The organism is Neobacillus muris (assembly GCF_943193175.1).
Taxonomy (GTDB): domain Bacteria; phylum Bacillota; class Bacilli; order Bacillales; family Cytobacillaceae; genus Neobacillus; species Neobacillus muris.
Genome location: NZ_CALPDF010000004.1, coordinates 19302 through 40582, shown reverse-complemented (window position 1 = coordinate 40582; position 21281 = coordinate 19302). Strand labels below are relative to the sequence as shown.

Sequence of the window (21281 nt, the reverse complement as noted above, 5' to 3'; positions counted from 1 at the left end):
AAGCGTTTAAAGCGTTGGTAAAGTACTGAGGTATTTTAATACAGGTTTTGACTTGATTGGTTTTGCAAGAAAGAGAGAAATAAAAATTCCTGTGGAAGGAATGTAATCAATGGCAGTGACTATTCAACAAGTTATCGGTACATTAATGGAACCAGCGGGCCATCTGCAAAAGACAGTGGACACACTCAAGTGGGGGAATCCCGATGCGGAGGTCAAAGGTATTGCGGTTGCGTTCATGCCTACGCATCTAGTGATCAAGCAGGCAATAGCCATGGGGGCAAATCTGCTGATCACCCATGAAGGCGAATTTTTCAGCCATCATGACCAGAAAGATTCTTTGGAAAATAATTCTGTATATATCGAAAAACGCAGATTGATTGAAGAATCCGGCATAGCGATTTTTCGATTGCATGACTATATTCACCGATACCGTCCTGACGGGATCACCGCCGGATTGATTCAGGCTTTGGGCTGGTCATCATTTGTTGAGGAACACCAGCCTGCTGCAACTATCCTCGCTATACCTTCGATGACAGGAAGGGAAATTGCCGGATATATTAAGGAAAAGCTAGGTATCAGTTATGTCCGGGCTGCCGGCGATTTGTCTATCACGTGTACACGAATAGGGCTGCTGGCAGGCTACAGAGGAGGCGGCGCATTAGCGATCCCCCTGTTTGAAAAGGAAAATCTTGATATGATTATTGCCGGGGAAGGTCCGGAGTGGGAGACACCAGAGTATGTGAGAGATGCAGTATACCAAGGAAAACAAAAGGCCTTGATCATGATCGGCCATGCAGAAAGTGAAGAGTCAGGCATGAAGGCTCTGGCAGAATGGATCAAAACGATCTATTCGGATCTTCCTGTAAGTTATGTTCCAGAAAAGCCTATATTTCAAGTAATCTAATTTTTCATAAAGGTAATATAACTGACAGCTGTAAAATGAAAAAAATAATTAAGGATTTCATGTGAAAACGGTTGCAATAGTTGAAAGCTGTGTTAAAATGATAATAGATAGTTTGTAGGATAAACAAACTATCTATCAAGCTTAAAAAAATCAAATATACTATTTTGATCTCAAAAAGGTCGTCCAGTTAATCAAGTTGATGTGATAATTTTACCATATAACAGCACTCAAGGAGGCGATCCAAATGGAACCAGTCGCAGAGGTTTCGAAGAAAACCCCGCAAGAGATTGGCATACCAGAAGTAAAGGGAAATCGGTTGATTCGAAATCTTAATTTGATCAGGAAGGATTGGCAGCTATACTCCCTGCTTATATTACCAATTATTTACTTGGTGATTTTCAAGTATGTTCCTATGCTTGGCAATATTATTGCTTTTAGAAGGTTTATGCCTGGAGGAAGTATTTTTGGTGAAGAGTGGGTAGGACTTCATTACTTTGAAATGTTTATCCATGATGCGAATTTCTGGCATGTATTTAAAAACACTCTTTTACTGAGCAGCATAACCTTACTATTTGTTTTCCCAGCACCAATAATTATTGCGTTATTATTAAACGAATTAACATCACAAAAGTTCAAAAAATTTGTGCAAACTACTTCCTATTTGCCGCACTTTTTGTCAGTGGTTATTATCAGTGGAATGATTTTGCAAATCACTGCCGGCAATGGTGCCATAAACTCGCTCATTCAATTTTTTGGCGGGAAACCGATCCTATTTATGCAAGACCAAAACTGGTTCAGACCAGTTTATGTTATCTCAGAGGTTTGGCAAACCATGGGTTGGGGGACAATCCTTTATTTGGCGGCACTTACCAATATAGATGATTCATTATATGAGGCAGCTAAGATAGATGGAGCTAACCGTTGGAAACAAACCATCCATATTACGATTCCTGGCATACTTCCAACAATTGTTACCCTGTTGATATTGAATATCGGAAACTTGCTGGCAGTGGGATTCGAAAAAATCTTATTAATCTATAACCCGCTAAACTATGCAACTTCGGATGTAATATCTACATATCTTTACCGGGTAGGTTTGCAATCCAGCAACTTTAGTTATGCCACTGCAATTGGTTTATTTGAGTCCATAATTGGTTTGATTCTAGTCTTTTCTGCCAATTATCTATCTAAGAAATTTACTGACAATGGATTGTGGTAAGGGAGGATGGAATGATGAAGGAATCCTTACAGTACAAGATTTTTAAAGTTATTAATGTCATTATATTGTTACTCGTAGTATACGTAACATTATTTCCCTTTTTGAATGTGGTTGCCCAGTCATTTAGTGGACAGGCTGAAATTGCAGCAGGAAAAGTTAACCTAATACCAAAAGGGTTTAATGTTGATACCTATAAAACGATTATCCATGACAAAACCTTCTGGATCAATTACAAGAATACAGTTGTATACACGATTGTAGCCACCTTGATTTCTGTGGTTATGACAACCATGTTTGCTTATGTTTTGTCAAAGAAGCGCCTTATTGGCCGTAAGTTTTTTACATCTTTTGCAATTTTCACCATGTTTTTTAATGGAGGATTAATTCCGAACTATATCCTTATAAAATCACTTGGGTGGACAAACACCATTTGGGCGATTGTTATTCCTGGGGCTATCAGTATTTTTAATATGATCATAATGAAAACGTTTTTCGAGTCTTTGCCGGAGGAGCTTGAAGAAGCTGCATCGATTGACGGGTCCTCTACTTACAGAACACTTTTGACGATCATATTGCCGCTCTCCAAACCGATTTTGGCAACAATGGTATTGTTCTATGCGGTTGGGAGCTGGAATTCATGGTTCTCAGCGTTTCTATATTTGGATAAGCAAGAATTGTTTCCAGTGACGATTTATTTAAGAAACCTGCTTGCAGGAGCATCATCAGGCCAATCGGCCGGGGCCACTTCAGCTGATGATTTGACTCAAATTGCAGCCAATATCAAGGCAGTGACGATGGTATTGACCGTGCTGCCAATTTTAATGGTATATCCGTTTGTTCAAAAACATTTTGTTACCGGCATCATGCTTGGATCTGTTAAACAATAATCTGGATGTAACTTATTTTTTAATAAGTTCATTATAAAAACACCAAAATGGGGGAAAATGCAATGGCAAAAATCTTTAAAAAGCTGGCTTTTCTAGTTGCGATTGTAACCGCTGCCACCAGTTTTTTGACAGCGTGCAGTGACAAAAGCACGAGCTCGTCTGAATCCTCTTCCAAGTCTTCTTCTGAAGTTCAGGGAGCGGCGATGAAAGATTACGCAGTTGGCAAAACATTTAAAGCAACAAAACCGCTTACTTTTACATCAATGTACAATGATGCTTCATGGTATGCTTATAAAAAGGATTGGCTATTATGGTCAGAAATTACCAAGAGAACCAATGTATCTCTAGATCTTACCATTGTTCCAATGAGTGATTACAACCAAAAAAGAAGTTTATTGATTAGTTCTGGGGATGCCCCATTAATTATCCCTAAGACATATCCTGGTCAAGAAACTCCATACGTTGCTTCTGGCGCTATTTTGCCAATTAGTGATTACGTGAAATACATGCCAAACTTTTTAGATAAAGTAAAAAAATGGAATCTGCAGCCTGAAATTGATAATTTAAGACAAGCTGATGGAAAATATTATCTGCTTCCAGGATTACATGAAGAAGTATGGCCTGATTACACATTAGCAATTAGAACAGATATTTTTGAAAAGAATAATATTGCCGTTCCAAAAACATGGGATGAATTCGAAGCAGCTTTGAAAAAATTAAAGGAAGCTTATCCTGATATTACACCATTCTCTGATCGCTGGAGCACTTCAGGAAATGGCGGAGCATTAGGCGCATTGTTAAACTACGCAGCCCCTACATTCGGGACTGTAGGTGGATTTGGCACACAGAACTATGTTACGTATAACGAAGATAAAGAGAAGTTTGAATTTGCTGGAGCTACAAAAGAATACAAAGAAATGCTTACCTATTTTAACAAACTTATTAAAGAAGGTTTGATGGATAAAGAAAGTCTATCCCAAAGTGATGATCAGGCAAAAGAAAAATTTGTCACAGGAAAATCATTTGTCATCAGCACAAATGCTCAAGAGCTAGAAGTAATGCGTACTGCAATGGACCAAAACCTTGGCAAGGGCAACTACTCAATCGCAAAAATTGCCGTACCTGGCGGACCTAATGGACAAGTAATGTCTGGTTCCAGATTGGAAAACGGAATCGTGATCAATGCTAAAGCGAAAGATGATCCAAACTTTATTGCCTTGCTGCAATTCGTTGACTGGTTATGGTATAGCGACGAAGGCGAAGAATTGGCTAAATGGGGTGTTGAAGGCACCACATATAAGAAGGAAAACGGCAAATACACTCTTATGCCAGATGTTAACTATCTTGGCCTAAATCCAGCTGGAACGAAGGATTTACGTGTAGACTATGGATTTGGAACTGGAACATTTGCATATGGCGGAACAACTGAATTACTTCAATCAACCATGAGTGAAGAGGAAATTAAATTCCAAAACGAAATGGCTAAAAAGAAAGCGCTGCCTGTAGCTCCTCCATATCCAATGGAAGCAATGGACCAAGAACAAGCCACACTTCTTGTTACACCATTAGTGGATACGGTACGAGAAAATACTGCCAAGTTTATTTTAGGCTCTCGTTCACTCTCTGAATGGGATAAGTATGTCGATGAATTAAATGCTAAAGGCATGGATAAATATATCGATATGATTAATAAAGCCCATGAAGATTATGAAAAGAAAATGAAGAAATAAGCTCGTTGAATAATGGACTGCCTGCAATGATGGAATGAATACAGTTGCAGGCAGTTTTCATATCGGGCAGCACCAGCTCTTTACATGAAGCTGGATAACTACTAAACTTTAATCAAAATACAGAAAAGTTCTAAATACATCTAGATGCAAGACAAAAACTAAATGATTAAAGGAAGATGGAAATGAAGCAAACTAACATGTTTGGCGAGGGAAAATTCTTTGGCATAGCCAATCTGATTTATGGGCTATTAATGACGAATATCTATTTTGTTTTTAGCAATATCCTATTTTTGTTTTTTTTCATGGCTTTACAGCCAAGCATCTCGAATCTCACAATCTATTTTTTGGCTCTTATTCCGACGGGTCCTGCGATCTCGGCATTGTTTTATTCACTTGGGAAATTAATCCGTGAAAAGGAACTTTCTCCGTTAAGGGACTTTTTTTACGGATATAAAATAAACTTTAAGGACACTCTTAAATTTTGGCTTCCATTTCTCGCCGTCCTTTTTATTCTTTTAGTAGACTTGCATTACTTCAATTCTAAAGGTTCAATCCTTTACCTTATATTATCGGTTGTATTTTTAGTAGCCATTATTGTGTTATTGGTCTTAACGTTAAATGCTTTTTTAATCAACGCCGGTTTTGTGTTTCGAACAAAAGACCTTTGGAAACTATCGGTTTACTATAGCTTTAAAAAACGAAAAGTGACTTTTGGAAATATAGGCATTGTCATTATTACGCTGTTTCTATCAGCAGTCACTACCGATTTTCTGGTTGTTTTGGCCGCCAGTCTTATCGGGTATGTTTTTCTGGTAAACAGCAAAGATTTACTTGAGGACATCCAGCAGAATTTTTGTAAGCCTGAAGATGGATTAAAGCAGAAAACAGTTTGAAAAAATGAAGGATGGGGCAAACGCTGGAAGTCGTTTCTAGGAACTTCTTCCGGCACTCCTCATATAAATAAAAAAATCTTTGTTTGTTTAGACAACAAACTTATAAAAAGTGGTATAATTTTGATAGATGATAAATTTTAATAAAGCGAGGGAACAGCTGATGAAGATGGGGTTTAGATGGTACGGAGAAGGCAATGACTCTGTTAGCTTAAGACAAATCAAACAAATTCCCGGGGTTGAAACCATTGTTTGGGCCCTGCATGATAGGCAGGCTGGGGAAGAATGGCCGATGGACAAAATTCTTGAGGTGAAACAGCAGGCAGAACAATATGGATTTAATATTGATGTTGTCGAAAGCGTCAATGTTCATGAAGATATTAAGCTTGGACTCCCAACAAGAGATCAATACATCGAAAATTATAAACGGACTATTGAAAAGCTTGCAAAAGTTGGAGTAAAGGTAATCTGCTATAATTTTATGCCTGTGTTTGACTGGTTGAGAACGGATTTGTATAAGGAACATGAAGATGGTTCAACAGCCCTTTTCTTTGAAAAGGCAAAGGTTGATAACATCGACCCGATGGAATTGGTGGATAAAATTGCTAAAAATCCTGACTATACAATGCCTGGCTGGGAACCGGAACGCTTGGAAAATCTCTCGAAATTATTTGAAGCCTATAAGGGCGTCACTGAAGAAGATTTATTTAACAATCTGGAATATTTCTTAAAGGAGATTGTTCCTGTCGCTGCAGAAAATGACATTAAAATGGCTATCCATCCAGATGATCCTCCATTTTCCATTTTTGGTCTCCCTCGAATTGTGACCAATCAGGAAAATATACGAAGGATTTTAAAGCTTGTTGAAAGCCCATACAATGGTGTAACACTATGTACTGGATCGTTAGGTTCCAATCCTGGCAATAATTTAGTAGAAATGGTGAAGGAATTTGCCGAGCGGATTCCATTTGCCCATGTCCGCAATGTGAAAGTCTATGAAAATGGTGATTTTATCGAAACCTCCCACTGGCAGCAGGATGGTTCGGTTGATGTGGCTGGGGTAATGGCAGCCTACCATGAAGCCGGATTTACAGGATATATCAGGCCAGACCATGGAAGGCATATATGGGATGAACAATGCCGTCCTGGTTATGGCTTGTATGACCGGGCACTTGGAATTATGTATTTATTGGGAATTTGGGATTCACTCGAATTATCCAAAGCCAAAACATCTAGTAACAATCTGGAACTTAAAACTTTTTAATATTATCTGCTTGATGGAGGATGAATCATGACTAGTTTAGCAGAAGGAACTTTAATGAACACAACTGATAGGCATAGAGCAGAACATAAAGAAAGTTACGCCTGTTGGCTTCAATATCACAAGATTGAGGATGCGGCTCTTGTTGAGGAATATCGCAATTGGTGCGGAAATCTTGAGATTTTAACAGTGTCATTGGTAATGGATTCGGCACAAAAAGAGCTATTGCGGGGGATTTCTTCGATGATCGGCAGTGAACCGGACATTTTTGCTGAAACCACCTCCCCATCTGGTCTTGTGTTAGCGACAATGGAGTCGCTGGGCGGCAGGATCATTGTTGATTTTAATCAGCTAAATGATGATGGCTATGTCATAAAAGCTGTAGAAGAAGCTGGACAAAAACATATTTACCTTGTAGGGAAAAAGGATGCCGGGGTTTTATATGCTTCTTTCCATCTATTAAGATTGCTGCAAAATAGAGAGAATATAAAAAAGCTGGACATTCTTGAAAACCCGAAAAACCAATTGCGGATGATTAACCATTGGGATAATATGGATAACAGTATTGAACGCGGCTATGCTGGCCTATCCATTTTTTACAAAGACAATCAATTTACAAATGAGTGGAACAGAATTGAGGACTATGCAAGACTGTTAGCGTCTGTTGGCATTAATGGAGTTTCCATCAATAATGTAAACGTTCATAAGGTGGAGACAAATCTTATCACTAGCGAATTCCTTCCGAAAGTTGCGGAAACAGCAGGCATTTTCAGAGCCTATGGAATCAAAACATTCTTAAGCATTAATTATGCGAGTCCGATTTCCCTAGGGGATTTGACGACAGCTGACCCGCTTGATCCTAGTGTGCGTGAATGGTGGAAAACTAAGGCGAAGGAAATTTATCAGTATATTCCAGATTTCGGAGGATTCTTGGTGAAAGCGGATTCGGAGCACCGTCCAGGACCGTTTACTTATAACCGTAATCATGCTGATGGATCGAATATGCTTGCCGAGGCACTTGAACCATTTGGCGGCATCGTCATTTGGCGCTGCTTTGTCTATAACTGCTTGCAGGATTGGCGTGACCGTTCTACTGACAGGGCAAGAGCAGCATATGACCACTTTAAACCGTTGGATGGGCAATTTCATACCAATGTCATTTTACAAATTAAAAACGGGCCGATGGACTTCCAAGTTCGTGAAGCCGTTTCTCCATTATTTGGGGCGATGGAAAAAACAAACCAAATGCTCGAGTTTCAAATTGCTCAGGAATACACGGGGCAGCAGCGGCATTTGTGTTATTTAGTTCCACAATGGAAGGAAGTCCTTGATTTTGAGACTTACGCAAAAGGGGAAGGTTCCCCAGTAAAACGGGTGGTTGATGGCTCTTTATTTAATAATAAATTTAGCGGAATCGCAGCCGTATCGAATATTGGCAATGACTATAATTGGACTGGACATACATTGGCACAGGCAAATCTTTATGGATATGGCCGGTTGACTTGGAATCCTGACCTTTCTGCAGAGGCTATCACGTCCGAATGGATTGAGCAGACTTTTGGGCATGATGAAGCAGTAATGGAGACTGTCAGCCAAATGCTTCTCGATTCTTGGCGGATCTATGAAAATTATACATCCCCGCTTGGCGTAGGCTGGATGGTGAACCCACATCATCATTATGGCCCGAATGTCGATGGCTATGAATATTCCGTCTGGGGCACTTATCATTTCGCCGATTGCCATGGGATTGGCGTAGATAGGACAGTTAAGACAGGAACAGGATATACATCCCAATATTTTAAAGAAAATGAAGCGATGTACGAATCGCTGGAAACATGTCCAGATGAATTGCTGCTATTTTTCCACCATGTCCCGTATACGCATGTTTTGAAATCAGGCGAAACAGTCATTCAGCATATTTACAATACCCATTTTGAAGGGGTGGAACAAGCTAAAAGGTTAGTCCAAAACTGGACAGAATTAAAGGATAAGATTGACGGTGAGCGGTACGAGGATATTTTAAAGAGATTACAAGAACAGGCTGAGCATGCCAAGGAATGGCGTGACATCATCAATACCTATTTTTATAGAAAATCCGGCATTCAGGATGAGTTAAATAGAAAAATCTATTAAGAGATACGATAAGGAGGACGTCCCCAGGCAAGGTGTCAGGCCCAATAACCTGCAATATTCGCTAATCGCGTTACGAGATGGCAAAATATTGAGTGGTTAGGCGAGGTCAGACCCTTTGGGGGCGTCCTTTTTAACATGCACTAGAGGAGTTACACATGAAAAAGACAAATCCATCCGGAAATCCCGAAATGAGGCTTCTTACCATTACTTGGCCGATTTTCATCGAATTGTTTCTTCAAATTATTATGGACAGCACAGATACCATTATGTTGTCCCATATATCTGATAATGCGGTTGCGGTGGTAGGTGTGGCAAACCAACTTGTATTTTTCTGTATCCTTATTTTCAATTTTGTCACGACAGGCACTGCTGTTGTCCTTATAAAGCAGAAGGGAGAATACCTTATACATGAACAAGAAAATCCTTTTTAATGATGGCTGGGAATTTGCCAAAAGCAGCCTTGAAATGGCAGATTATAAGAATTTAAAATTCGGGCCTGTTGATCTGCCCCACGATTGGTTGATCTATAATACCTTGGATCTTTATGAAAACAGTATCGGCTGGTATCGAAAAAGATTTTCCTATTCAAAAGATGCGGAGCAGATCCTTTTGAATTTTGACGGAGTCTACATGGATTCCTCCCTTTATGTAAATGGGCAGTTTGCAGGTGAATGGAAATATGGTTATTCCGCCTTTGAACATGAGATCACTGATATGCTCATCAAAGGGGAAAATGAAATTCTTGTAAAAGTGGTCCATCAAAGCCCAAATAGCAGATGGTACTCGGGTGCCGGCATTTATCGCAATGTGTGGCTAAAGGCGAGAAGCAGGAATCATATTGTTACAAATGGAATTTATATAAATACGAAAAAGATAGGTGAAAGCTGGCAGGTAGAAGTGGACACAGAGCTTAGCATTCATGCCGACGTTTTGCTTTCCCATAAGGTCCTATATAAGGGGCAGATTATTGCCGATGCAACACAGCAGGTAACCGCCGGAAATACTCTTAGCATGAATAGCCAATCATTATGGATCGTAAATCCGTATCTTTGGAGCACGGACGAACCAAATCTTTATCAGATCATTTCACAATTAACGCTGGCTGCAACAGGTGAAATAATAGAAACCATATCCCAGAATCTCGGGTTTCGTACCATTGATCTTGACCCGCAGGAGGGTCTTGCGCTTAATGGCAGGAAGATGAAATTAAATGGGGTTTGTGAACATCATGATTTGGGTGCCTTAGGGTCTGCATTCAATAAAACTGCTTTGAAAAGAAGATTTGCCATATTGAAAGAAATGGGCGTCAACGCGATCAGAACTGCTCACAACATGCCGGCAAAAGAATTGATGGACCTTGCGGATGAAATGGGATTTCTTATCATTTCGGAGGCTTTTGATATGTGGGAACGGCCGAAAACTCCCTATGATTATGCAAGATTTTTTAAAGACTGGGCCGCCAAGGATGTAAAAAGCTGGGTCATGCGCGATCGGAACCATCCGAGTTTACTGATGTGGAGCATCGGGAATGAAATTTATGATACTCATGCAGATGAACGGGGGCAGGAGGTTACACGCATGCTCCTGAATGAGGTCCGGAAGTATGATCCGAAAGGAAATGCCAGCGTAACCATCGGATCAAATTATATGCCATGGGAAAATGCGCAAAAATGTGCTGATATCGTGAGAGTGGCAGGATACAATTATGCAGAAAAATACTATCAAAAACATCATGAGAAACATCCAGATTGGATGATATATGGCAGTGAAACGGCCTCTGTGGTGCAAAGCAGGGGGATCTATCATTTTCCGTTTCATAAATCCATCCTTGCCGATGATGACGAGCAATGCTCGGCCCTTGGAAACAGTTCGACGAGCTGGGGGGCAAAGTCAACAGAGGCCTGCATTATTGCTGATCGGGATACGCCCTTCTCCCTGGGCCAATTTATCTGGACGGGTTTCGATTATATTGGGGAACCCACACCCTATCATACGAAGAACGCCTATTTAGGCCAAATTGATACAGCAACATTTAAGAAGGATTCCTATTACATTTATCAAGCAGAATGGACCGATTATAAAACGAAGCCAATGGTGCATATTTTCCCTTTCTGGGATTTTAGTCCGGGTCAAATGATTGATGTACGGGTATGCTCGAATGCCCCTAAAATTGAATTGCAGTTTAACGGCGTCACCATTGGCACCCATGATATCGACCATGAACATGGAACCGAGCTTGTCGGCTGGTGGCAAATTCCTTATCAAGAAGGGGAAGTAAAAGCCATTGCCTATGATGAAACGGGCAAAATGATCGCTTCAGATAGTAAAAAATCCTTTGGCGATGCGAAGAAAATTCGTTTGGCTGCCGATAAAGAAAAACTTATTGCGGATGGTAAAGACTTAATTTTTGTCGAAATAACCACAGTGGACGAGAAGGGAAATCCAGTTGAGAATGCGAATAATCGAGTGCAGGTTCAAGTGACTGGAGCCGGCCGCCTTCTTGGCCTGGATAATGGGGACAGCACCGATTATGATCCATATAAAGGGACGAGCAGAAGATTATTCAGCGGCAAGCTGATGGCGATTATTGGAGCGGCCCTGCAGCCTGGAAAGATTAAAATAGAAGTAAATTCCAAAGGGTTAAACGGTCAGGTCATAGAATTAGAGTCACTTCCGGCAGAGAATGGAGATATGGCAGGAATTTCCGCACTGATGGAGAATCAGGACATGCCGGTTGTGATGGGAAGCATGGAGGAAATCCCGCTTCGCAAGATTGAAATTATCAGCGATTCAGGACAATGGTTTAATCAATCAAATCAAGAGATGGTGGTCCGCGCAAAATTATGGCCTGAGAATACGAGCTATCAAGAAGTCGAGTGGAGTGTTGTGACGGATGGCGGCATTGCTTCGTCAATAGCCAGAGTGGAACCGTTCGGGCATGAAGCGAAGGTCATTGCTTTAGGGGATGGCGATTTTCGCGTACGCTGTACGAGCAAAAATGGCACGGATAAGACAAAGCTCATTTCTGAACTGGAATTTAAAGTTGAGGGACTTGGTACGGCATATAAAGATCCTTATGGTTTTATCTCTGCGGGACTCTATGATTATAGCAAAGGTGAAGTGACAAACGGAAATGAAAGAGGAGTTGCAACTGCGAGGGACGGGGAAACCCAGGTTGGATTCCGGGATATTGATTTCGGATCGTATGGCTCCGATATGATAACCATCCCGATTTTTGCCCTATCAAGTGAAGAGTATTCTTTACAAATTTGGGAAGGGATGCCGGATGAAGACGGAAGTGAATTATTGGCAGATGTCATTTATCAGAAACCATCCCAATGGAATGTCTATCAAGAAGAGACTTATCGCCTGACAAAACGGCTTCAAGGGATCACGTCAATATGTTTTGTCCTTCAAAAGAAGGTCCATATCAAAGGATTTTCATTTGAAAAACAGAACCGGGCCTTTGCACAAAATAGTGCTGCGGATTGTGACCGCATTTATGGGGATACGTTTACGATTAAAGAGAATTTCGTTGAAGGCATTGGAAATAATGTTTCTCTCGATTTTGAACAGATGGATTTTACGAGTGAAGGAACAACAAAACTGCTGATTTATGGACGTTCGCCGATTGATAAAAATACCATTCATATCCGATTTGGCAATGATAATGGTGACAGCAATCAAATCATCGAATTTACACAGTCGCAAGGATATGAAGAGCGGGTATTCGAATTGGAAAAAATCACAGGAATGAATAAGGTGACCTTTATCTTCCTGCCGGGAAGCAACTTTGATTTTGGCTGGTTTTGTTTCAAACGGCAGGAGGTCAGCCACTCTCATTTATGATTGGAAAATCAAAAGGAGGCCAAAAAATGCAAATTGAAAAAGGACAAAAACTATTATTTATTGGTGATTCCATAACGGATTGTGAGCGTACTAAACCAGAAGGAGAAGGCTCGTTTGGGGGATTGGGAAAAGGATATGTGTCATTAGTCGATGCCTTTTTGCAAGCCGCTTATCCAGAGCTGGGAATCCGGGTGGTCAATAAGGGGATAAGCGGCCATACGGTTCGGCATTTAAAGGGAAGATGGCAGGAGGACGTTATTGACCAAAAGCCCGATTGGCTGTCAATCATGATTGGGATCAATGATGTATGGCGTCAATATGATATCCCCTTCATTAAAGAAAAGCATGTTTACTTGGAGGAATACGAGGAAACGCTTCGAAAGCTGGTTACTGAGACCAAGCCTTTCGTCAAGGGACTTGTCCTCATGACTCCGTTTTATTTAGAAAGCAACGAGCAGGATCCAATGCGCCGGACAATGGATCAATATGGCCAGATTGTCAGGAAGATTGCTGAAGAAACTAATAGTCCAGTGGTGGATACTCAATCGGCATTCAAACATATATTAAACCATCTTTATCCTGCTGCGCTGGCTTGGGACCGTGTGCACCCATCCACTGCAGGCCATATGATACTGGCAAAGTCATTTTTAAATGCAATCGGCTTTAATTGGGAGCGATTAAAGGACTGAAGGAAAGGAAGATCGATATGAAGGCCATTCAAGAAAAATTTGGACAAATAGATTAAAAATCGGTTTATTCCTACACATTGGCAAACGATAATGGAATAGAAATCTCAATATATTTTAAATCATTCGTTAACAATCAAAAGCGACCAATTTTTGGAGTTGAATGATGAGCTTTTGCCTACCGGAACACTTTTGGATGTTGATGAAACTCCTTTTGATTTTAGGACGGGCCGGCTCATTCAAACAGGTGTGACATCCAGCCACCCGCGAAATCAGCTTGTGGGGAATGGTTATGACCATCCGTTTTTGTAAAAAACCAATCATGATGCTGAAATTGTGTTATCTGATCCTGAAAGCGGAAGAACATTAACAGTGGAAACCGATGAGGCTGGAGTGGCCGTTTATTCAGGCAATTCTTTAGGGGAAAAGGGAGAGGTAAGGGGAATTCAACTGAAAAAGCATTTGGGAATTTGCTTGGAGACCCAGTGCCTTCCCGATGCCGTCCATCATTCTGATTTTCCTTCTGTCATCTTAAACGAGGGAGAAGAATATTCAACTGTCACCAAATACCGGTTTGGTGTTTCGCTAAAAAAGTTTTTCCATATAAACATGATTGGAGGGTGTCCTAAAGTTTTAGGCACCCTTTTATACAAGTTATCGGCTAAGTGAAACTAACTGTCGGATAAGCGTATTTTACAGTCGGATAAACCTCATTAACTGTCGGATAAGCGTATTTTACAGTCGGATAAACTTCATTAACTGTTGGATAAACCACTGTAACTGTCGTAAACGACTTTTACTGTCGGATAATTCACCCAAACTGTCGAATAGCCACTTCAACTGCCGCACATAAATAGCACGTTTCATGCATCTTCCTCAATTTCCTTATATTCATCCCAATGCTTCATGGCGCGGGAAATGGCTGCTTCCCGGCGTGTGTATTGGGATACCGCATAATCCGTCATTTGTGACCAATCCACTCCATACATATGCTCGCCTTCTGTTATTTCCAATGTATCATTAATCAATCCGATTGCATAAGGCAAAAGATCATCCATTGTCTGTGAAAACACATCATATAGTTTAGGGTCCTGTGCAATCAACCGTTGGATGCTGTAGGTTCCGAAGCCAATGTGACGGCCCTCATCCCGGCTTAAATTTTTAATTCCTGCAATGATTCCTGGTATCAGCCCGCTTGCCTGGAATCCAAGCCGGAACGAATGATAACCGGATTCAGCAAGCATGCCTTCCACTACCATATGATACGTAGTGAGCGCCCGGATTTGAGCTTGAGGAGAATTATCCGTATATAAGGCATTCATGGCTTCAGGCAATTTTTCATAAAATACCTTTTTATAGTTATCAGAGTGATATTTCGTCAAATCCTCGGTCAGTCCAACCTCCTGGCGCCATCTCGCAAAAAATTCCGTATGCTTGGCTTCTTCATATAAAAATGTGGTTAAGTAGATTGTGTCCTCTAAGCGCCCTTCATTGGCCATTGTGTACATAACTGGCAGAAAGTCTAGTGTGACCGCTTCTTCCCCGGCACCAAACATGGCCACAAGTTGGGCAATAAGCGCCTGCTCTTTTGGGGAGGCCTTAGCGAAGTTCTCACGGTCAACAGAAAAATCGATATCCTTTGGATTCCAGCCGCCGAATTTTTTAGCTTTTTCATATAGCTTATACATGGGGTGGTCCCAGTCTAATAGCTTGTCTGAAGAAGATTGAAATTGTTCATGGCTTTTTTTTAAACCCTTCATTTCCATTCCATTGCCTCCATTCTGCATACATGATTATGGTCTTACTATAATGCTTTGAAAGGGTTTGCAAAATCCGTAAAGAATCGGTTTTTAAATGGGGATCCCCGTCTAGTATCGGGTTGCCTACCCGAATTTTTACGTTATTTATCTATAATTGTCTGAAAATTAAAATAGTGATATGGATATTAATTCTAACAGGTGCCAGAATTAAAAAGATATTTAGGAGGAAATAGAAATGCCAGTATTTCAATCAGCGGATGAATTATATGAGATTTATGATGAATTTTTTAAGCTAGTCAAGGGCTCAGAAGAAGCGAAATCGATTATGAGATCTTATATGAAATCAGATACTCATAATGCACTTGTCCAATACATTTATCATAAGCCAGAGGCAAAGATGACTTGGATGGAAAGCGATGATGGCGGGATTGATGTCGTTTTTGGCGAAACGGATCTGAACCCTGAACTAATTTTTGAGATGGATGTCGATATTGGCCATAAGTTCTGGCTGGGGGAGATAGAATTGACCCCAGCGCTTGCCCGAAAACAAATAGAATCAAAGGGCCCGCTATCAAAGGCTTTAAAGGTAGTCCCACAATTAAAAATCTGGTATCCAAAATATCGTGAATACTTGCTGAATACGGGCAGAAATGAGCTGGTAATAGGTTAAGAAGGCTTTGGAAAGGAGGCCATAATCATGGCATTTGCGGAAGTGAAAAAAGCAGAGCTGCTAGAATCAGAGATGGATAGAGTTCGGGACAAGATTCAAATGGAGCGGGCTGCCATAACAAAGGATAAACGCCAGAGGAAAATTGTCAGTGTCATTACCAAGCATGGTTTGGGGTATTTGATAAAGGATTCAAACGCATTCCGCTATTTGCGCAATGCATCACGGTCCCATGAAGAAAGCGAAAAGCTGCGGAGAATCGGGCGCCGGCTGCGGCTGGCCTTTGAAGAATTAGGTCCGGCCTTTATTAAGCTTGGACAGGTGCTTGTTACCAGAAATGATGTGCTGCCTGAGGAAATTACACTGGAGCTGGAGCAGCTGCTCGATAAAGTGCCTCCAATTGATTTCGATTTCATTAAATATATCATAGAGACCGATCTTCATGGCGGTTTGTCCATATTTGATTGGGTAGACCCTGAGCCAATCGGTTCAGCTTCTCTCGCACAGGTTTATCGGGCAAAATTGCGGACGGGTCAGGAGGCCGCCGTAAAGGTGCTGCGCCCAACCGTTGAAAAATTATTTCAAACCGATATTTCCATCATCAAGAAATGGGCCGGCCGCCTGCAGAAAAAGCTTCCAGTGGAAGTTGCCGCTTCGCTTGACTTGATTGAACTTGTCAATGACTACTATAGCGGTTCGATGAATGAATTGAATTTAGAGAGAGAGGCAAGGACGATGAAGGAGCATGAAAAAGCCGCTGGTGACCGGTTTGAGTGGCTCCGTGTCCCAGAAGTGTATCATGCAACCCAAAATGTATTAGTGATGGAATTTATCGATGGCTGGACGATCAAGGATTTTCCGGTTGATTTTTATACCTTTGAAGAACGCATGATGATTATGCTTGATTTGGCCCATTATTATATCGAGTCATTCATGAATGGCAATTATCATGCAGATGCCCATGGCTCTAATATTTTAATTTGCAAGAAAACGAGAAAAGCAGTGCCGATTGATTTTGGAATGGTCGGAAAAATGGATACGATGCATACCCAGGCTATTTTCCGCTTTTTGATGCATACAAGGTTAAATCAGGCAGAGGACGCAGCGGAATGTGCGATGGATGTTGTCATTCCAACCATCTATACAGATACGGTCAAATTAAGAGACCAATATCGGGCGATGTTTTTAAATTATGTGAACAGTAACCAGGCCGACAAGTATAACTGGGGGAGGCTGGTGCTTGAGATTATTAATATAGGCATGATGAATTACTGCAAAATCCCTAACGGTCTCGCTCTATGGGCCAAAGCATTTTCCGCAACAGAAGGAACGGCAAGATGGATTTGCCCTGAGGTTTCCTATCACCATGTGGTGGAATCGGCGGATGCTGCCGTTATGAAGGGAGTAGTCGGCAGAAGGTTTAATTACCGGGCGAATGCCGCCTGGATTACGGAAATTGTCAAACTGGCCGGAACGGTGCCAAGAAGAATCAATAAAGTTTTAGAGCATTTATACTATAATGATTTTCGGATGACAGCACATGTAAAGCTGGAAAAGCAAACGGCCAACATCGCCAGCCAAATGGTTAACCGGCTAGCGTTGGCGATGCTGGTTTCAGCGCTTTTGATTGCAGTCGGCTTAATGATGAGCAATATGCCGGAAATAAAGATATGGGGGCTGAACAAACAATCCATTGCCAGTATCGGGCTGATCGCCGGGGGATTTTTATCGATTTTCCTACTGTGGCGAATATGGAGGACCCGAAAATCACGATCCCTTTTTTAACCTAAAATACTTTGCGAAGGGAGGTCCGGTATGCATAATCAGGATGAAGAGAAAAAGACGATGAACGAGCGAATCAAAGCATTCTATGCGCAAAGCGGAGGACCTAATAATCCCCAAATTAATCAAATCATAGAAAAACATTTGCTCTATGGAAAAGATCACGGCGCTCAGGGGAAACGGGAAACCTTTAAGGATGCCATTATGGACGTATTTCTGGACGATTTTTCAACAAAGGATATGGTCATGTGGCTGTTAAAAACTAAATACGATATGAAAGACCGGTGGGAGGAACTGATCAGTGTGCGGTCAGTTAACGGCCAAATCGCGGCTGGCCATGACAATTCCGGAGAAATCCAAAGATTAGAAAAGCTCGAATACCGGATGGCAGCGATAGAGGAGAAGCTGCAAACTATTTTGGAACATGTACAGCAAAATCCAATGAACAGTTCTTCGTAATTTTGGAAAAGGGGCTGACTTATAAGGGGGCAGTCCCCTTATAAGTCAGCCCTATTGATCAAATAAATCCCTGCCGAATCGCCTCGGCAATCGCTTGAGTCCGATTTTGGGCATTGAGCTTTTTCTTGATGATGGTAATATAATCACGGACGGTGTATTTGCTTAAAAATAACAGCTCAGCTGCTTCATCGATCGTTTTCCCTTCAGCCATTAATTTGAGAATTTCAATTTCCCGATTTGAAAGCAGCGTTTTGTTCGTTACAGACCAAATATTTTCTTTAGCTGTGGAATATTTCGCGAGGATTTCTCCGGCATGCTGGCCAAATTTCGTGATGACAGACAGCATGGCAGTCGATATGGCGAATTTTTCTCCTTCTCCCTGGTCTAAAAAGACAGCGCCAAGGATTTGCTGGGTAAAGGCGCTATAAATCGGAACAATCACCAATGACTCTAAACGGAATTGCTGGACAAACCGCTTTGGCAGCACAGCCTCTGCATTGGGAAGATATAATGGCTGGATATGCAGCAGCGTTTTTGTTATTTGCGGCAAGTTAACCAGGTTTTCACGGATACTGCGAATTTCCTTCGTTGCAATTTTGTGCCCCATAACACCCAAACCAATATCTTCGCCGGTCTCTGTTTTTGTATAATAAAACAAGGCGGCCCGCTCAAAGGGAAGGTATTTTGTGAATCCGCTTACAACATTTTCGATTGCTTCTTGAAAATTACGGGCAAGCATAATCCACTCATCAAATAATATTAGGGAGTCTTTCCAATCATTCTTAATTTCAAGAACCTCGGATATCTTTTCATTCTCTTCGAACATATGGAGCAATAGGGAAAGGACTGGTTTGAATTTTTCGCTTTCCGATTTTGTAAGGCAGTATATATAGCTTTCCTTATCAGATGCCACTGGGACAACTTCCAGGTCAGCTTCTGGCAATGAATCGGATAATAATCGCAGAATAGCTTCTGATAACAGTTCGATGGATGGGCCTTGAAGCGAGGCGACCATTTTTTGATAGGTTTCATCAATTTCCAAACGTAAATTGGCCACGAAACGACTGATTAAAATTCCTTTGTCTGTACTAAGTATTTTTGCAAACCAAAGGAAGGGGCTGTCTTCCGTATCAATCATTTTGTTGAAAAAGTCTTCAATTGTAAGATAATGGCTGCTGCTTTCAACAAGCAGGTGCTGGAGGACCAGCGAGAAGAATTGTTGAATTGATTGATGGACATGGATGTCATTTTTTCCATGCACGTTAATTGTTTTTTGAGCCAGCTGCTCCAACAAAGTGATCAGAAGCATTAGTTTATGCGGCTGAAGTATGCTGCGGTTAATGGTTTCCCAATCTGATTGGAGCTGGCGAAGGACTTCATTTATATCCTCTTCTGTATTAAATTTGGGGATTAAGCTCCAAAATAACTGATTAAATTGGAGGAGAATCCGCTGTTCCTCAGAGCTAACGTCAATCATCGTTCTTCGGCGGTTGAGCCCGTTTATCAGGTCCTCCCACTCCTGCCTAATCTCTTTTCGATGGTTATAAATCTCTAAACCAGCCAGCCGGATTAGCTGATTCATTTGATCTTTAATGGAAACAACCAAACCTGCCACTCCCTTAATTATATTATTTTCAGAATATTCCCATTAAACTTAAGGATAGTTGATTGGATAATTTCAGTCAAGTTGATTGTAATTTTATGCAATGAAGGAAAGCTAAATGGTAGATCTATACTAGAACTAAGGGGGAAAAAACTGGTGCTTTTTTCCTGACTGAAGTGTTCTAAAATGGATAAGAACCTTTTATTTGCAATATTTTGCAGGATAAGTGATATTTAAACTAACTGGATACAGAATACAAGGTTATTCCATTTTCCAATAGTTTATGATAGAAGGAGTCTGATTATGGCAAATCGAAAGAACAGTGTGAAGAAGGAAAACAATGGTTCGTCTTCGAAATTTATTTTTTGGGTTATTGGTTTGATTGCAGTTGGGGTCTTAGCCTTAATTCTTTTCGGCAATCTTTCGGACAAGCAAGAACAAGAGTCAGACCAAGAAGCATCGGAAATTGATTATAGCAGTCAGCCATTTTTAGGGGATAAGTCAGCCCCCGTCTCCATCCTCGAGTTTGGGGATTATAAATGCCCTGCCTGCAAAAGTTTAGCTGAAACAGCCATTCCAGTTATACAAAAAGAGCTGGTTGATACCGGCAAAGCAAAACTGTATTTTATGAATGATTCGTTTATTAATGTCGATTCGGAACGTTCAGCTAAATTTGCTGAATCCGTTTTTCATGAGCTGGGGAATGAAACGTTTTGGAAATTCCACGAGCTTCTTTATGAAAAACAGCCGGAAGATACCAAATATGAAAAAATGGATTACTTTACGGAACAATTTTTAACGGATACGTTAAAGGAAGTGGCCAGTGACGAAGAAGTGGACAAGGTGGTCAAACATTTTAACGCAGAAAAATCAACGGATGCCTGGAAAAAGGATATGGATTTAGCTAAGGAGCTTAATGTAACAGGAACGCCTACCTTGTTTGTCAACGGAGAGAAGTTTACTGGCCAAACCATTGACGATTTAAAAGAAATGGTTGAATCAGCAGCTAAGGAGAAATAACATGAATAAATCTTTACTTCTAGCTTGGATTGCTTCAATTGCTGCAACATTAGGCAGTTTGTACTTTAGTGAAGTCATGCATTTTATCCCGTGCACTCTTTGCTGGTACCAGCGAATCTTTATGTATCCATTAGCAATCATACTTGGTATTGCTGCCTATCGGAATGATACAGGGATTTATCGGTATGTGCTGCCGTTGTCCATCATTGGCATGATGATTTCCGGTTACCATACACTTCTGCAAAAAATTCCTTATTTACGGCAATTTGAAATGTGCACATCAGGAGTTCCGTGTTCCCAGGATTATATCAATTGGCTCGGCTTTATTACCATCCCGATACTTGCTTTTGCCGCTTTCACAATTATCACAATTAGTTTGGCAGTCTTGGCACGCACTCATAAAAGAGGGTGACTCATGGTCATCCTCTTTT

17 protein-coding genes and 1 pseudogene are annotated in these 21281 nt (G+C 41.0%); 16 read left to right on the top strand and 2 right to left on the bottom strand.

What is annotated here, in order from left to right; translation table 11 throughout:
* The first annotated feature begins 109 nt into the window (after positions 1–109).
* The 11 genes and pseudogenes from NFS43_RS04215 to NFS43_RS04165 all read left to right on the top strand — a co-directional run bounded on the left by NFS43_RS04215 (position 110) and on the right by NFS43_RS04165 (position 14228).
* Positions 110–904, top strand: a complete 795-nt coding sequence (locus NFS43_RS04215; protein ID WP_251549794.1) for a Nif3-like dinuclear metal center hexameric protein — start codon at positions 110–112, stop codon at positions 902–904.
* A gap of 244 nt (positions 905–1148) precedes the next feature.
* Positions 1149–2123, top strand: a complete 975-nt coding sequence (locus NFS43_RS04210) for an ABC transporter permease (protein ID WP_251549792.1) — start codon at positions 1149–1151, stop codon at positions 2121–2123.
* 14 nt (positions 2124–2137) lie between these two features.
* The gene (locus NFS43_RS04205) at positions 2138–3010 is read left to right on the top strand and encodes a carbohydrate ABC transporter permease (protein WP_251549790.1); all 873 of its coding nucleotides are present in this window, start codon (positions 2138–2140) and stop codon (positions 3008–3010) included.
* Positions 3011–3072: 62 nt separating this feature from the next.
* Positions 3073–4740, top strand: a complete 1668-nt coding sequence (locus NFS43_RS04200) for an ABC transporter substrate-binding protein (protein WP_251549789.1) — start codon at positions 3073–3075, stop codon at positions 4738–4740.
* A 182-nt stretch (positions 4741–4922) separates the two neighbouring features.
* Positions 4923–5633: a YesL family protein gene (locus tag NFS43_RS04195; protein WP_251549787.1), complete on the top strand. Its 711-nt coding sequence runs from the start codon at positions 4923–4925 to the stop codon at positions 5631–5633.
* Positions 5634–5793: 160 nt separating this feature from the next.
* The gene (gene uxuA, locus NFS43_RS04190; RefSeq protein ID WP_251550126.1) at positions 5794–6894 is read left to right on the top strand and encodes a mannonate dehydratase; all 1101 of its coding nucleotides are present in this window, start codon (positions 5794–5796) and stop codon (positions 6892–6894) included.
* Between the two features lie 54 nt (positions 6895–6948).
* Positions 6949–9024: an alpha-glucuronidase family glycosyl hydrolase gene (locus tag NFS43_RS04185; protein WP_420910294.1), complete on the top strand. Its 2076-nt coding sequence runs from the start codon at positions 6949–6951 to the stop codon at positions 9022–9024.
* Between the two features lie 155 nt (positions 9025–9179).
* Complete coding sequence (locus NFS43_RS04180; RefSeq protein ID WP_251549783.1) at positions 9180–9455, top strand: MATE family efflux transporter; 276 nt, start codon at positions 9180–9182, stop codon at positions 9453–9455.
* Complete coding sequence (locus tag NFS43_RS04175; RefSeq protein ID WP_251549781.1) at positions 9433–12873, top strand: glycoside hydrolase family 2 TIM barrel-domain containing protein; 3441 nt, start codon at positions 9433–9435, stop codon at positions 12871–12873. Before NFS43_RS04180 ends, NFS43_RS04175 begins: the two co-directional genes overlap by 23 nt.
* A gap of 26 nt (positions 12874–12899) precedes the next feature.
* Positions 12900–13562, top strand: coding sequence for an SGNH/GDSL hydrolase family protein (locus tag NFS43_RS04170; RefSeq protein WP_251549779.1), 663 nt, complete (start codon positions 12900–12902; stop codon positions 13560–13562).
* Between the two features lie 111 nt (positions 13563–13673).
* Positions 13674–14228 (top strand): annotated as a pseudogene (locus NFS43_RS04165) (aldose epimerase family protein).
* A 194-nt stretch (positions 14229–14422) separates the two neighbouring features.
* On the opposite strand, the gene NFS43_RS04160 reads toward NFS43_RS04165, so the two are convergent.
* Complete coding sequence (locus NFS43_RS04160) at positions 14423–15325, bottom strand: R2-like ligand-binding oxidase (protein ID WP_251549776.1); 903 nt, start codon at positions 15323–15325, stop codon at positions 14423–14425.
* Positions 15326–15554: 229 nt separating this feature from the next.
* Between NFS43_RS04160 and NFS43_RS04155 the strand changes: the two genes are divergently transcribed.
* The 3 genes from NFS43_RS04155 to NFS43_RS04145 are packed head-to-tail and all read left to right on the top strand — an operon-like array spanning position 15555 to position 18227.
* Positions 15555–15989 carry a hypothetical protein gene (locus NFS43_RS04155; RefSeq protein WP_251549774.1) on the top strand — a complete coding sequence of 145 codons (435 nt, stop codon included), beginning with the start codon at positions 15555–15557 and terminating at the stop codon, positions 15987–15989.
* Positions 15990–16016: 27 nt separating this feature from the next.
* A complete protein-coding gene (locus NFS43_RS04150; protein WP_251549772.1) occupies positions 16017–17771 on the top strand; it encodes an ABC1 kinase family protein in 1755 nt (584 codons plus the stop codon).
* A gap of 30 nt (positions 17772–17801) precedes the next feature.
* Complete coding sequence (locus tag NFS43_RS04145) at positions 17802–18227, top strand: hypothetical protein (RefSeq protein ID WP_251549771.1); 426 nt, start codon at positions 17802–17804, stop codon at positions 18225–18227.
* A gap of 58 nt (positions 18228–18285) precedes the next feature.
* Here the strand turns inward: NFS43_RS04145 and NFS43_RS04140 are convergent, their stop codons facing one another.
* Positions 18286–19842, bottom strand: coding sequence for a response regulator transcription factor (locus NFS43_RS04140; protein WP_251549769.1), 1557 nt, complete (start codon positions 19840–19842; stop codon positions 18286–18288).
* A gap of 291 nt (positions 19843–20133) precedes the next feature.
* On the opposite strand from NFS43_RS04140, the gene NFS43_RS04135 reads away from it, so the two are divergent.
* The gene (locus NFS43_RS04135; protein ID WP_251549767.1) at positions 20134–20850 is read left to right on the top strand and encodes a DsbA family protein; all 717 of its coding nucleotides are present in this window, start codon (positions 20134–20136) and stop codon (positions 20848–20850) included.
* A 1-nt stretch (position 20851) separates the two neighbouring features.
* The gene (locus NFS43_RS04130; RefSeq protein ID WP_251549765.1) at positions 20852–21262 is read left to right on the top strand and encodes a disulfide oxidoreductase; all 411 of its coding nucleotides are present in this window, start codon (positions 20852–20854) and stop codon (positions 21260–21262) included.
* Positions 21263–21281 lie beyond the last annotated feature (19 nt).

Bases quoted from the DNA above. Each gene is read 5' to 3' on its own strand.
- NFS43_RS04215 (WP_251549794.1), top strand. From the start codon at position 110: ATGGCAGTGACTATTCAACAAGTTATCGGTACATTAATGGAACCAGCG.
- NFS43_RS04155 (WP_251549774.1), top strand. From the start codon at position 15,555: ATGCCAGTATTTCAATCAGCGGATGAATTATATGAGATTTATGATGAA.
- NFS43_RS04135 (WP_251549767.1), top strand. From the start codon at position 20,134: ATGGCAAATCGAAAGAACAGTGTGAAGAAGGAAAACAATGGTTCGTCT.
- NFS43_RS04145 (WP_251549771.1), top strand. From the start codon at position 17,802: ATGCATAATCAGGATGAAGAGAAAAAGACGATGAACGAGCGAATCAAA.
- NFS43_RS04130 (WP_251549765.1), top strand. From the start codon at position 20,852: ATGAATAAATCTTTACTTCTAGCTTGGATTGCTTCAATTGCTGCAACA.
- NFS43_RS04180 (WP_251549783.1), top strand. From the start codon at position 9,180: ATGAAAAAGACAAATCCATCCGGAAATCCCGAAATGAGGCTTCTTACC.
- uxuA (WP_251550126.1), top strand. From the start codon at position 5,794: ATGAAGATGGGGTTTAGATGGTACGGAGAAGGCAATGACTCTGTTAGC.
- NFS43_RS04150 (WP_251549772.1), top strand. From the start codon at position 16,017: ATGGCATTTGCGGAAGTGAAAAAAGCAGAGCTGCTAGAATCAGAGATG.
- NFS43_RS04175 (WP_251549781.1), top strand. From the start codon at position 9,433: ATGAACAAGAAAATCCTTTTTAATGATGGCTGGGAATTTGCCAAAAGC.
- NFS43_RS04185 (WP_420910294.1), top strand. From the start codon at position 6,949: ATGAACACAACTGATAGGCATAGAGCAGAACATAAAGAAAGTTACGCC.
- NFS43_RS04200 (WP_251549789.1), top strand. From the start codon at position 3,073: ATGGCAAAAATCTTTAAAAAGCTGGCTTTTCTAGTTGCGATTGTAACC.
- NFS43_RS04210 (WP_251549792.1), top strand. From the start codon at position 1,149: ATGGAACCAGTCGCAGAGGTTTCGAAGAAAACCCCGCAAGAGATTGGC.
- NFS43_RS04170 (WP_251549779.1), top strand. From the start codon at position 12,900: ATGCAAATTGAAAAAGGACAAAAACTATTATTTATTGGTGATTCCATA.
- NFS43_RS04195 (WP_251549787.1), top strand. From the start codon at position 4,923: ATGAAGCAAACTAACATGTTTGGCGAGGGAAAATTCTTTGGCATAGCC.
- NFS43_RS04160 (WP_251549776.1), bottom strand. From the start codon at position 15,325: ATGGAAATGAAGGGTTTAAAAAAAAGCCATGAACAATTTCAATCTTCT.
- NFS43_RS04205 (WP_251549790.1), top strand. From the start codon at position 2,138: ATGAAGGAATCCTTACAGTACAAGATTTTTAAAGTTATTAATGTCATT.